This is a genomic window from Streptomyces avicenniae (genome assembly GCF_000719135.1).
In the GTDB taxonomy this organism is placed as follows: Bacteria; Actinomycetota; Actinomycetes; order Streptomycetales; family Streptomycetaceae; genus Streptomyces; species Streptomyces avicenniae.
Genome location: NZ_JOEK01000002.1, coordinates 112,292 through 125,221 on the forward strand (window position 1 = coordinate 112,292; position 12,930 = coordinate 125,221).

The 12,930-nt window shown below is 72.7% G+C and carries 8 protein-coding genes; 2 read left to right on the forward strand and 6 right to left on the reverse strand.

Annotated features, from left to right (window positions below):
• The first annotated feature begins 94 nt into the window (after nt 1-94).
• The gene (locus IF27_RS04580; protein ID WP_052848026.1) at nt 95-1,906 is read left to right on the forward strand and encodes an ABC transporter ATP-binding protein; all 1,812 of its coding nucleotides are present in this window, start codon (nt 95-97) and stop codon (nt 1,904-1,906) included.
• Nucleotides 1,903-3,762, forward strand: coding sequence for an ABC transporter ATP-binding protein (locus IF27_RS04585; protein ID WP_110945548.1), 1,860 nt, complete (start codon nt 1,903-1,905; stop codon nt 3,760-3,762). The genes IF27_RS04580 and IF27_RS04585 overlap by 4 nt, the downstream gene beginning before the upstream one ends.
• A 70-nt stretch (nt 3,763-3,832) precedes the next feature.
• Here IF27_RS04585 and glgP read toward each other — a convergent pair whose 3' ends face one another.
• The 6 genes from glgP to IF27_RS04615 form a co-directional block, all read right to left on the reverse strand.
• Nucleotides 3,833-6,409, reverse strand: coding sequence for an alpha-glucan family phosphorylase (gene glgP, locus IF27_RS04590; RefSeq protein WP_052848027.1), 2,577 nt, complete (start codon nt 6,407-6,409; stop codon nt 3,833-3,835).
• 126 nt (nt 6,410-6,535) lie between these two features.
• Nucleotides 6,536-7,726: an ABC transporter ATP-binding protein gene (locus IF27_RS04595; protein ID WP_110945549.1), complete on the reverse strand. Its 1,191-nt coding sequence runs from the start codon at nt 7,724-7,726 to the stop codon at nt 6,536-6,538.
• Nucleotides 7,723-8,757, reverse strand: a complete 1,035-nt coding sequence (locus IF27_RS04600) for an ABC transporter ATP-binding protein (RefSeq protein WP_052848028.1) — start codon at nt 8,755-8,757, stop codon at nt 7,723-7,725. The genes IF27_RS04595 and IF27_RS04600 overlap by 4 nt, the downstream gene beginning before the upstream one ends.
• A gap of 5 nt (nt 8,758-8,762) precedes the next feature.
• The gene (locus IF27_RS04605) at nt 8,763-9,716 is read right to left on the reverse strand and encodes an ABC transporter permease (RefSeq protein ID WP_052848029.1); all 954 of its coding nucleotides are present in this window, start codon (nt 9,714-9,716) and stop codon (nt 8,763-8,765) included.
• Nucleotides 9,716-10,720, reverse strand: a complete 1,005-nt coding sequence (locus IF27_RS04610) for an ABC transporter permease (protein WP_052848030.1) — start codon at nt 10,718-10,720, stop codon at nt 9,716-9,718. Before IF27_RS04610 ends, IF27_RS04605 begins: the two co-directional genes overlap by 1 nt.
• Before the next feature lie 143 nt (nt 10,721-10,863).
• A complete protein-coding gene (locus IF27_RS04615) occupies nt 10,864-12,531 on the reverse strand; it encodes an ABC transporter substrate-binding protein (protein WP_052848031.1) in 1,668 nt (555 codons plus the stop codon).
• Nucleotides 12,532-12,930 lie beyond the last annotated feature (399 nt).

The window sequence follows — 12,930 nt, forward strand, 5'->3', positions numbered from 1 at the left end:
CGGCGGGTCCCGGGGTCGGAAAGGACGCACGACCTGCGATCTAGGACAAAAAACCCGTTGGGAAGTGTCAGTGCAGGTCCGTACTCTCGACCTGATGTGTGCCTCAGCCGAACCCAGCGTCCCCCCGGCCCGAAAACGTTCCGTCGTCCGCGCCCTCCTGCGGCTGTGGCCCTACGTCCGTCCTGTCAGGGCACGCGTCTTCGGTGCCGCCGGGGTGGCCGTGGTCGCCGCCTCGCTGGGCCTGGCGATGCCGCTGATCCTCAAGTGGATCGTGGACGGGCCGGTCAGTGAAGGGGACACGGGCGGCATCTGGCTGGGCGGCATCGTCCTGCTGTGCGTCGGGGTGGCGGAGGCGCTGCTGTTCGGGCTGCGCCGTTTCCTGGTGGCCAGGCCGCTGACGAGGGTCGAGGCGGACATGCGCTCGGCGCTGTACCGCCACATCCAGCGCCTCCCGGTCACCTTCCACGACAGGTGGGCCACGGGGCAACTGCTTTCCCGCGCCACCGGTGACCTCCAACTGCTGCGGATGTTCCTGGCGTTCGGCCTGACGTTCCTCATCGTCAACACCGCGACGATCCTCGTCGGCGTCGTCATCCTGCTCGCGCAGGACTGGACGCTCGGGCTGGTGCTCATCGGCCCGGTCGTGCCGCTCATCGTGCTGTGCGCCCTGTTCGAGCAACGCTTCAGCGTCGTCGCCCGGCGCGCGCAGGACCAGATGGGCGACCTGACGACGGTGGTCGAGGAGTCGATCCTCGGCATCCGCATCATCAAGGGCTTCGGGCGGCACCGCAGCCAGGCCGAGGCGTTCCGGGCCCTCTCGGGTCAGCTCCGCGAGACCGAGATGCACAAGGCGAAGCTGCTCGCCGGTATCTGGTTCGTGATCCAGGCCATCCCGGAGATATTCGTCGGCCTCGCGCTGGTCCTCGGCGTGATCCAGGTCTCCGACGGCAACCTGACGGCGGGCACGCTGGTGGCGTTCATGTCCACGGCGATGGCCCTGCGCTGGCCCGTCGAGTCCATGGGCTTCCTGCTGGCGCTGTGCAACGAGGCGGCCACCGGCGCCGACCGCTTCTTCGACGTCATGGACACCCCGCTGCCCGGCGAGTACGACGGCGCGCCGTCCGTCACCGGCGCGGCGGACGGGATGCGCTTCGAGAACGTCGTCTTCCGCTTCGCCGACGCGCCGCCGGACAGCACTCCCGCGCTCGACGGCATCGACCTGCACATCAGGCCGGGCGAGACGATGGCGCTCGTCGGCGGCACCGGCAGCGGCAAGACCACGCTGGTCGGCCTCGTGCCCCGCCTGCACGAGGTGACCTCGGGCCGCGTGACGCTCGACGGCGTGGACATCGCGACGCTGACCCGCGACGAGGTGCGGCGCCAGGTCGCCGTCGCCTTCGAGGAGCCGACGCTCTTCTCCGCCTCCGTGCACGAGAACGTCGCCATGGGCACCGAGGACGCGCGCCCCGACGACCTCGACCGCGCGCTGCGCGTGGCCCAGGCGGACGGCTTCGTCCACGCCCTGCCGCACGGCGCGGCCACGGAGGTCGGCGAGCAGGGGCTCAGCCTCTCCGGCGGCCAGCGGCAGCGCCTCGCGCTGGCCCGCGCCGTCGTCGGCAACCCGCGCTTCCTCGTCCTGGACGACCCGCTCTCCGCGCTCGACGTGCACACCGAGGCACGCGTCGAGGCCGCGCTGCGCGAGGTCCTGGCCACGACGACGGCGCTGGTCGTCGCCCACCGGCCCTCGACGGTGCAGCTCGCCGACCGGGTGGCCCTGCTGTCCGGCGGCCGGATCACCGCCGTCGGCACCCACGCCGACCTGCTCCGCGACAGCGCCGAGTACCGGCATCTCATGACCGGCGAGCCGGTCCCGCACGAGGAACGGCCGGAGGTCAGCGTCCGATGACGACCACCGCCCTGGACGACAGGGAACTCCCCCCGGAGGCGGCGCGGGAGCACACGGAGCCCGTGGACGACCCGTTCGACCGGGACGTCCTCCCGGCGCCGAAGGACGCGTCGCGGCGGCTGCTCGGCTCGCTGATCCGCCCCTACCGCGCCCGCATGGCGGTCGCGGCCGTCGTGCTGCTGGCGCAGCAGGCCGCGGTGCAGGCCGGGCCGCTGCTGGTCGCGTACGCCATCGACAGCGCCGTCCCGGCGCTGCGCGAGGACGACAACGGGCCGCTGATCGCCGTGGCCGTCGCCTACTTCCTGTGCGCGGTGGGCGGCGGCGGCTTCCAGGCGCTGTTCATCCGGCTCACGGCCCGTCTGAACCAGGGCATCCTGCTGGAGCTGCGCGGCAGGATCTACCGGCACGCGCAGGCGCTCAGCCTCGACTTCCACGACCGCTACACCTCCGGCCGCCTCATCTCCCGCGCGACGAGCGACGTGCAGTCGCTGCGTGAGCTGCTGAACGAGGGCCTCCAGCAACTGCTGATGATCATGGTGTCGATCGTGTACATCGGCGGGCTGCTGTTCTACCTGGACGTCGGCCTCGGCGTCGCGGCGGTGGTGTCGTTCGTCCCGCTGTGGTTCCTGGTGCGCAGCTACCGGCGGCGGTCCGCCGAGCGGTTCAGCAGGCGGTCCACGGCGATCGCCGCGGTGATCGTGAAGTTCACCGAGACGGTGGGCGGCATCAGGCCCGTGCAGGCGTTCCGCCGCGAGCGGGCCAACGACGAGGCGTTCGAGCGGCTGAACCGCACGCACGAGCGCGTCAACGGGGACACGATCCTGGAGATGGGCCGCTTCATCGTGCTGTCCCGCTGCGTCGCGGCGATCACCGTCGCGGCGATCGTCCTGTGGGGCGCGCAGCGGGTGGCGTCCGGCGAGCTGGCGCTGGGCGCGCTGGCGGCCGGGGCCCTGTACATCCGGCGGCTGTACGACCCGCTGGACCAGTTCGCGATGGTCCTGAACAACTACCAGTCGGCCGTCGCGTCGCTGGACAAGATCTCGGGCCTGCTGGCGCAGCGGCCCGACGTGCCGGAGCCCGAGCGGCCGGTGCGGCTCCCGGAGCGCGCGGCGGGGACGCCGGGCCGCGAGGTGGTCTTCGACGACGTGCGGTTCGCGTACCGCACGGGCGGCGAGGTGCTGCCCGCGTTCCGGATGACGCTGGCGGCCGGGGAGACGACGGCGCTGGTGGGCGCGACGGGCGCGGGCAAGTCCACGCTGGTCAAGCTGCTGGCGCGCTTCTACGACCCGAGCGAGGGGCGCGTCCTGCTGGACGGGACGGACCTGCGGGACCTGACGACGGCGGAGCTGCGGCGCGGCGTCGTGATGGTGACGCAGGAGGCGTTCCTCTTCTCGGGGACGGTCGCCGAGAACATCGCGATCGGCAAGCCCGACGCGACGCGCGCGGAGATCGAGGAGGCGGCGCGCGCCATCGGGGCGCACGACTTCATCGCCGCGCTGCCCGACGGGTACGACACGGACGTCCGCAAGCGCGGCGGCCGGATCTCGGCGGGGCAGCGGCAGCTGGTCGCGTTCGCGCGGGTGCTGCTGGCCGACCCGGCGGTCGTGATCCTGGACGAGGCGACGTCGTCGCTGGACATCCCGGGCGAGAAGGCCGTGCAGGAGGCGATGGAGACGGTGCTGCGCGGCCGGACGGCCGTGCTCATCGCGCACCGGCTCTCGACGGTGGAGATCGCCGACCGGGTGCTCGTGATGGAGGCGGGGCGCGTGGTCGAGGACGGCCACCCGGCCGACCTCGTCGCGGGCACGGGCCGGTTCTCCGACCTGCACCGCGCCTGGCGCGAGAGCCTGGTCTGAGCGGCGTCGGGGCGAACGGAACGGCGGCGCCGTCCCCGGGTGGGGGCGGCGCCGCCGTGTGTCGGGCCGGTCAGCGCAGGGGGGTGCCGGTGGTCTCGGCGTGGTCCTCGGACGGCATGGCGACCATGCCGAGCTCCGCCCGCGACGCGAGCTGCGGGTGCGCGGGCAGGACGCGGACGGTGTAGCCGAACGGCCCGGCACGGTGCAGCGTCAGGTCGCCGGTGAACGTCCAGCGGCCCGACAGGTCGGGACCGCCCTGCGCCTTCAGCGGGACCTGGAGCGGGTCGGCCAGCGTGTCGTCCCCGTTGACGCGGCCGATGACGGCCTGCACCTCGACGGCGGACGGGTCGAGGTCCCCGAGCGTGACGCGGACCCGCAGCGGCACGGAGGCGCCGAGCGTGGCCGGTTCGCCCGCGGTCTCGACGTGGTCCACCGCGACGCGCGGCCACTCGTGCGCGACGCGGTCGGCGAACGCGGCCAGCTCCCCGGCCGCCTCCGGCGTCATCGCCCGGTGCGCGACGGCGGCGGGCGCGTAGTAGCCGGTGATGTACTCGCGCAGCATCCGCTCGGCGAGGACGCGCGGGCCGAGCCGGTCCAGGGTCGCGCGGACCATCTCCAGCCAGCGGACCGGCAGTCCCGACCGTCCGCCCGCCCGGTCGTAGAAGCGCGGGCCGACCTGCTCCTCCAGCAGCCCGTACAGCGCGGCGGCCTCGATGGCGTCGCGCCGGTCGGGCTCGGCGGCGGCCAGGCCGTCCGCCGTGGGGATCTCCCAGCCGAAGTCGGGGTCGAACCACTCGTCCCACCAGCCGTCGCGCACCGACAGGTTGAGGCAGCCGTTGAGCGCCGCCTTCATCCCCGAGGTGCCGCACGCCTCCAGCGGGCGCAGGGGGTTGTTGAGCCAGACGTCGCAGCCCGCGTACAGGCTGCGGGCCATCGCCATGCCGTAGTCGGGCAGGAAGACGATGCGGTGGCGGATCGCGGGGTCGTCGGCGAAGCGGACGAGTTCCTGGATGAGCCGCTTGCCGCCCTCGTCCGCCGGGTGCGCCTTGCCCGCGACGACGATCTGCACCGGCCGGTCCGGGTGGAGCAGCAGGGCGGTGAGGCGGCGCGGGTCCTGGAGCATGAGCGTGAGGCGTTTGTAGGAGGGGACGCGGCGGGCGAAGCCGATGGTGAGGACGTCCGGGTCGAGCACGTCGTCGATCCAGCCGAGTTCGGCCTGCCCGGCGCCGCGCTGCCGCCAGGAGGTGCGCAGCCGGGCGCGGACGTCCTGGACGAGCTGGTCGCGCAGGGTGCGGCGCAGTTCCCACAGTTCGGGGTCGCCGAGGGTGGTCGCGGCGCGGGCGCGCTGGGTGGCGTCGGCGGTCCACGTCGGGGCGTGCACGCCGTTGGTGATCGAGCCGATGGGCGCCTCGTCGGCGTCGAACCCGGGCCACAGCCCGGCGAACATGCCGCGGCTGACGTCGCCGTGCAGGGCGGAGACGCCGTTGGCCCGCTGCGCGGTGCGCAGTCCGAGCACCGCCATGTTGAACTGCGGGACCTCGCCGTCCTTGGTGAGGGCCTCGGGCTCGCGCCCCAGGGCCAGCAGGGCGGCCGGGTCGAGGGAGCCCAGTTCGGCGCCGTCGCCGAAGTGGCGCGCGACCAGTTCCTCGCCGAAGCGGTCGATCCCGGCGGGGACGGGTGTGTGCGTCGTGAAGACGGTCCCGGCGCGGACGGACCTGAGCGCGGCGGCGAAGCCGGTGCCCGCCTCCCCCAGCTCGCGGATGCGCTCGAAGCCGAGGAAGCCCGCGTGGCCCTCGTTCATGTGGAAGACCTCGGGCGCGGCGTGGCCGGTGATGCGGCAGTACGTCCGCACGGCGCGCATGCCGCCGATGCCGAGCAGCATCTCCTGGAGCAGCCGGTGCTCGCTGCCGCCGCCGTAGAGCCGGTCGGTGACCTCGCGTTCCGCCGGGGCGTTCTCGGCGACGGCCGAGTCGAGGAGGAGCAGCGGGACGCGGCCGACGCTGACCTGCCAGATCTGCGCCGTGAGCGTGCGCCCGGCGGGCAGGGCGAGGCTGACGCGGGCCCGGCCGCCGTCCCGCTCCGTGAGGGGGGTGAGCGGCAGTTCGTGGGGGTCGATGACGGGGTAGTGCTCCTGCTGCCAGCCGTCGGGCGACAGGCTCTGCCGGAAGTAGCCGTGCCGGTAGAGGAGGCCGACGCCGATGAGCGGGGCGCCCAGGTCGCTGGCGGCCTTGAGGTGGTCGCCGGCGAGGATGCCGAGGCCGCCCGAGTACTGCGGGAGCGCGGCGGTGATGCCGAACTCCGGCGAGAAGTACGCCACGGCGCGCGGCAGATCGCCGCCCGCGCGGGAGTCCGCCTGCTGGTACCAGCGGGGCTCGGTGAGGTAGTCGCGCAGATCGCCGACGGCGACGCCGAGGCGCCGCAGGAAGCCGCGGTCGGCGGCGAGGGCCGCCAGCCGGTCGGCGGGCACGGTGCCGAGCAGCCGTACCGGGTCCTCGCCGCACGTCACCCAGGCGTCCGGATCGACGGAGCGCAGCAGGTCACGCGTCTCGGGGTGCCAGGACCAGCGGAGGTTCAGCGCCAGTTCCTGGAGGGGTCGGAGGGGTTCGGGCAGGACGGGGCGAACGGAGAAGCGACGAATGGCCTTCACGGTCCCGACCGTAGCCGGGCCCCGGGGGGTGTGGGCGGGTTTCCACCGAAATGGGCTGGAATCGGACGGTAAACCACCCCCGGGGACCAGGGAACGGCGGGGCGTCGGCGGGCGGGAAACGCGCGGTCAGGCGGGGGTGCCTCCCGTGCCGGGCGTCTCCTGCGGGTCGGCGGCGGGCGGCGGCTTCTGGACGGGCACGGTGCCCGCCGTGTCCTCCGCGCCGCCGGTGCCCTCGGTGTCGGCGGGGGCACTGGGACCACCGGTGCCGTCGGTGTCGTCGGTGTCCCGCAGCACGCGCGGCGCGAGGTCGCGCGTCGGAAGCACCGTCCCGGCGGCGATCTCGGCCGCGTAGTGGCACGCCACCCGGTGCCCGTCGCCCATGTCCGTGAGGACGGGCCGCTCCGTGTCGCAGCGCTCCGGCTGGCGCCAGGGGCAGCGGGTGTGGAAGCGGCAGCCGGTGGGCGGGGCGGCCGGGGAGGGCAGGTCGCCGCGCAGCAGGATGCGTTCGCGCCCCGCCTCGACGGTCGGGTCGGGCACCGGCACGGCGGACATGAGCGCCCGCGTGTACGGGTGGCGCGGCTCCGCGTACAGCACCTCGCTCGGCGCCTCCTCGACCAGCGAGCCGAGGTACATCACGCCGATGCGGTCCGAGATGTGCCGGACCACGGCGAGGTCGTGCGCGATGACGAGGTAGGTGAGGCCGAGCGAGTCCTGCAACTCCTCCAGCAGGTTGATGACCTGCGCCTGGATGGAGACGTCGAGCGCGGAGACCGGCTCGTCGCAGATGATCAGGTCGGGTTCGAGGACGAGCGCGCGGGCGATGCCGATGCGCTGCCGCTGCCCGCCGGAGAACTCGTGCGGGTAGCGCGACAGGGCGCTCGCGGGCAGGCCGACCCGGTCCAGGATGTCGAGGATCTTCGTGCGGCGCTCCTCGCGCGTGGCGCCGATGCCGTGCGCGGCCATGCCCTCGGCGAGGATCGACTCGATGTTCTGCCGGGGGTTGAGGCTGCCCAGCGGGTCCTGGAAGACCATCTGGAGGCGGCGGCGCGCGCGGCGCATCTCCTCGGACGGCAGGGCGGCGAGATCGGTGCCGTCGAAGACGACGCGGCCCGCCGTGATGTCGTTCAGCCGCAGCACGGCGCGGCCCAGGGTCGTCTTGCCGCAGCCGGACTCGCCGACGAGGCCGTACGTCTGCCCCGCCTCGACGGTCAGCGACACGCCGTCCACGGCGTAGACGTGACCGACCGTCCGGTCGAAGAACACGCCGCGTTTGACGGGGAAGTGGACCTTGACGTCGTCCAGTTCGAGCAGGCTCATCGGGAGACCTCCGTGGCCTCGGCGGTGGTGTGCACCGGGTGGACGCAGCGGACCAGGTGGCCCTCGGGCGGCGCGGCGGCCCCGTCGGCCGGGCGGTCGGCGAGCGGCGGCGCGCCGCCGAGGCACTGCGGTGTGTAGAAGTCGCAGCGGGGCGCGAAGGCGCAGCCGTCCTCCCACGCGATGCGGTCGTTGATGGAGCCGCGGATCGGGTTCAGCCGCTCGCCGCGCGGGGCGTCGAGCCGGGGGATGGAGCCGAGCAGGCCGTGGGTGTACGGGTGCGCGGGGTCGGCGAACAGGCGGTGCCGGTCGGCCGCTTCGACGGCCTTGCCCGCGTACAGCACGTTGACGCGGTCGCACAGCCCGGCGACGACGCCGAGGTCGTGCGTGATCATCAGCAGCGCCGTGCCCTGGTCGTCCACGAGCTCCCGCAGCAGTTCGAGGATCTGCGCCTGGATGGTGACGTCGAGCGCGGTGGTCGGCTCGTCGGCGATCAGCAGCCGGGGGGCGCAGGCGACGGCCATGGCGATGAGGGCGCGCTGCCGCATGCCGCCCGACAGCTGGTGCGGGTACTCCTTCAGGCGGCGCGTCGGGTCGGGTATGCCGACGCGGTCCAGGAGCGCGGCGGCCTCCTTGCGGGCGGCGGCGCCGCGCAGCCCGCGGTGGCGGCTCAGGATCTCGGTGACCTGCACGCCGATCGGGACGACCGGGTTCAGCGACGACAGCGGGTCCTGGAAGATCATCGAGAGCTGGGTGCCGCGCAGGTCGCGCAGGGCGGAGCGGCGCAGGGTGAGGAGATCGACGTCCGTGCCGGTGCCGGTGTAGCGGGCGGTGCCGCCGACCGTCACGCCCTTGGCCGGGAGCAGGCCCATCAGCGCCAGCGAGGTGACGCTCTTGCCGCAACCGGACTCGCCGACCAGGCCCACGACCTCGCCCTGATCGACGGTGAAGGAGACGCCGGAGACGGCGGTCGTGTCGGGGCCGCCGCGTCCGGCGAAGGTGACCGTCAGTTCGTCCACGGTGAGCAGGGGCATGTGCGTCAGCTCCGCAGTTTCGGGTCGAGTGCCTCGCGCATGGCCTCGCCCAGGAGGGTGAAGCCGAGGGCGGTGATGATGATGCCGAGGGCCGGGTAGACGGCCATCATCGGCTCGGCGTCGAAGAACCGTTGCGCCTGCGAGAGCATGACGCCCCACTCGGGCTGGGACGCGTCCGGGTTGCCGAGGCCCAGGTAGGACAGGGCGGCGGCCTCGATGATGGCGGTGGCCAGGGCCAGCGTGGTCTGGACGATCACCGGGCCGAGCGAGTTCGGCAGCACGTGGGCCAGCACGATGCGGCGGCGCCGTACGCCGAGGGCACGCGCGGCCAGCACGTAGTCCGACCCGGCCTGGGCGAGCATGGAGCCGCGCAGGAGCCGGGCGAAGACGGGGATCTGGATGACGCCGACCGCGATCATCACCGTCGTGAGGCTCTGGCCGAGGATGGCCGCGACGCTGACCGCGAGCAGCAGCGACGGCAGGGCGAGCATCATGTCGATGAAGCGCATCAGGACGGTGTCGAGGCGCTGCCCCGCCTTGCCGCCGAACGCGAGGGCCGCGCCGGACAGTCCGCCCACCAGCGCGCCGACGACGAAGCCGAGGACGGTGGAGACGACGCCGACCAGCAGCGTCTGGCGGGCGCCGACCAGCATGCGGGAGAACATGTCACGGCCCAGGTGGTCGAGCCCGAGCCAGTTGTCGCCGCGCGGGCCGATGAAGACGCCGCGGTTGGTGAAGACCTCGTCGCGCCAGGTCTGGGCGGTCGGGTCGTAGGGGGCCACCCAGGGGCCGACGATGGCGATGACGATGAACAGGGCCATCACCGTGCCGCCGACGAGGGCCATCTTGCTGGAGCGCAGGCGCCGCAGCGCCTCGGTCCACAGGCTGCCGCCGGACGCGGTGGTGGTACGGGTGGTCAGCTCGGCGAGCCGGTCGATCTTCTCGGTCGTCTTGCTCATCAGTTCACCCGGACTCTCGGGTCGATGATGCTGTAGGCGATGTCCACCAGCAGGTTGATCGCCACGTACAGCAGCGCGATGAAGAGGATGAAGCCCATGAGGACCGGGTAGTCGCGGGTGTCGATGGCGTCACGGATGAAGGAGCCGATGCCGCCGAACGCGAAGACCGACTCGGTGAGCACCGCGCCGGACAGCAGGCTGCCGGTGAGCAGGCCGACCGTGGTGACGACGGGCAGCAGCGCGTTGCGCAGGACGTGCCGCCCGCGGACGACGCGGCGGCGCAGGCCCTTCGACTCGGCGGTGCGCACGTAGTCCTCACCCAGCACGTCGAGGACGCTGGCGCGGGTGATGCGGACGATGACGGCCAGCGGGATCGACGCGAGCGCCAGGCCGGGCAGCACGAGGTGCTGGAGCGCGTCCCAGGAGGCGTCCCACTCGCCGGTCAGCAGGCCGTCGAGGACGTAGAAGCCGGTGATCTCCGTCGCGTCGATGCCGGTGGACTGGCGGCCGAAGCTGGGCAGCCAGCCGAGGTTCACGGCGAACACGGCGCGGAGGATGAAGCCGAGGAAGAAGACGGGGATGCAGATGCCGATCAGCGAGCCGGAGACGGCCGTCAGGTCGAGCCAGGTGCCGCGCCTGCGGGCGGCGAAGTAGCCGAGCGGGATGCCGACGACGACGGCGATCAGCATGGCGGCGAAGGCGAGTTCGACGGTGGCGGGGAAGCGCTGGAGGAACTCCTCCCACACCGGGCGGCCGGTGCGGACGGACTCGCCGAAGTCGAACCGGACCAGCCGCTCCATCCAGCGGGCGTACTGGACCCACACGGGGTCGTCGAGGCCGAGGGCCTCCTCGATGGCGCGGCGGTCCTCCTCGGTGGCGCGTTCACCCAGCAGCGCGGACGCCGGGCCGCCGGGCAGCTGGTGCAGCCAGGCGAAGAGGAGGACCGACAGGCCGAGCAGCGTGGGTATCAGCTGCAACAGTCTGCGGACGATGAGACGGAGCACAGAAGGGTTGGCCTTTCTCTTGGCTCGCCTGGCTCACTTGCTTCCGGGGACCGGCCGGGGCCTGGCCGGTCCTGCGGCCCTCGCACGAACCGCCCGGCCACGGGGGTGCCGTGACCGGGCGGTCGGCCGTGCGTACCGGCGCGCTACTTGAAGGAGACCTCGGCGAAGTTCTCCTGCGTGAGCGGGGAGACCGTCGGCGGGTTCACGTCGGGCGAGAAGACGATGGACGGGGGCGAGCTGGAGATCGGCACGCCGGGCAGGTAGTCCATGATGTATTCGTTCAGCGCCTCGTACTCGGCGACGCGGGTCGCGACGTCGGGCTCGGTCGAGGCGGCGGCCATCATGTCGAACAGTTCCTGGTCCTCGAAGCCCCACTCCAGGCTGTAGTCGGCGAACCAGGTGCCCAGGAAGTTGTAGGCGTCGTTGAAGTCGCCGGTCCAGCCGAGGAGGTACAGGCCGCAGTTACCGGCGCGGGTGGTCTCCTGGTAGTCCGGGTTCCACTTGAGCGGCACCGGGTTGACGGTGACGCCCACGGCCTCCAGGTCGGCCCGCAGCAGCTCGTAGATGTCCGCGGGGGCGGGCATGTACGGGCGGGTGACCTCGGTCGGGTAGCAGAAGTCCACGCTCAGGTCGGAGGCGTCCGCGTCGGCCAGCAGTTCCTGGGCCAGCTCCGGGTCGTAGTCGTACGTGGCGACGTTCTCGGAGTAGCCGTCCACCGTGTCCGGGATGAACTGGGTGGCCACGGTGCCGCCTTCCGGCAGCTGCGTGTCCACGATGTTCTGCCGGTCCAGGGCGTGGGCGATGGCCTGCCTGACCTCGGGTTCGGCGAGCGCGGGGTTGTTCTCCTGCGTGATGCCGAGGTAGAGGATGTTGAAGACGCCGCGGACCGGGACCTCGAAGCCGTCGGCGGCGAGCGTCTCGACGTCGGCGGGGGCCACGAGGTCGTAGCCGTCGATGTCCCCGGCCTGGAGCGCCTGGCGCCGCGCGTCCTCCTCGGGGATGGTGCGGAAGACCAGCTCATCGACCCCGGCGGGGTCACCCCAGTAGTCGTCGAAGCGCTCCAGGGTCACCTCCCCGTTGCTCTTGTTCCACTCGGTGATGCGGAACGGGCCGGTGCCGGCGACCGTCCCGGCCTCCTGGCTGTAGTCGGGGAAGGTGATGTTCTCGCCCTCGCCGCTCGGGTCGTCCGCGGCGAACGCCTCCAGGGCGTTCGGGGACTGGATGGCGAACGCCTGGAGGGAGAACGCGCCGGGGAAGTTCGCGGACGGCGCGGCGACCTCGATGACGGCGGTCTGCGGGTCGGGCGCGGTGCAGCCGACGTAGTTCGACTCGCTCGTCTCCTCGCTCTCGTTCTCGGCGAAGCCGCCGAAGACGGAGCCCCAGTAGTACGAGAGCGTCGGGTTCTGGTAGGTGCCGCTCCAGTTGTACCAGCGGTCGTAGTTCGCGCAGACGACCTCGCCGGTCAGCTCGGCGCCGTCGTGGAAGGTGACGCCCTCGCGCAGGTGGAAGGTCCACTGTGTGCCCTCGGGGTTGCTCTCCCACTCCTCCGCGAGGCCGCCGACCAGTTCGGTGCCGCCGGGCTCGTGCTCCAGCAGCGCCTCGAACGCCTGACGGGTGATCCGGAAGGTCTCGCCGTCACTGGCGAGGGAGGGGTCGAGGGAGGCCGGGTCGCCGGCCGCGCCGAAGACGAAGGTCTCCGTGCTGTCCGCCGATTCCTCCTCGTCCCGCTCGCTCGCGCACGCGGTCGCGAACAGTCCGATCGCCAGGGCCGCCGCAAGCATCCTCGCGGCCTTGGGTCTTGCTATGCGCATCGTCCACCTCAGGGGGTCGGCGGTGGTAGGGCCTTCCGGTGGACCGCACATTACTGCTCGGACACATGCCTGGGAACTGCGCGTAGACCGGCGATACCGACCTGAGATGTGGGCAACAAATACGGACAAGTCACCTCCCGGACGGGCAACTTGTCAAGATCGAAGACGCTTCGCGCGCCCCGGCAACGCGCGCTCCACACCCCCGCAACACCCCGGTCACACCCCGGCGCGGGCGCGGGGCGCCGCCGGGCGACGGCGTGGCGCGCGCCCGCGTACCCCCTTTCCGAAAACATGCGCCGCCGGAAATACGGACGCAACGCCCCGGACGACGAACGGCGCGACACTGGTCCAGAACCCGTCCGCACCCCCTGATCCCGGCCCCGCACCGGCCGCCGGGCC

Coding starts and splice junctions, on each gene's coding strand:
- IF27_RS04595 (WP_110945549.1), bottom strand. CDS start 7,726: ATGAGCCTGCTCGAACTGGACGACGTCAAGGTCCACTTCCCCGTCAAA.
- IF27_RS04605 (WP_052848029.1), bottom strand. CDS start 9,716: ATGAGCAAGACGACCGAGAAGATCGACCGGCTCGCCGAGCTGACCACC.
- IF27_RS04600 (WP_052848028.1), bottom strand. CDS start 8,757: ATGCCCCTGCTCACCGTGGACGAACTGACGGTCACCTTCGCCGGACGC.
- IF27_RS04580 (WP_052848026.1), top strand. CDS start 95: ATGTGTGCCTCAGCCGAACCCAGCGTCCCCCCGGCCCGAAAACGTTCC.
- IF27_RS04615 (WP_052848031.1), bottom strand. CDS start 12,531: ATGCGCATAGCAAGACCCAAGGCCGCGAGGATGCTTGCGGCGGCCCTG.
- IF27_RS04585 (WP_110945548.1), top strand. CDS start 1,903: ATGACGACCACCGCCCTGGACGACAGGGAACTCCCCCCGGAGGCGGCG.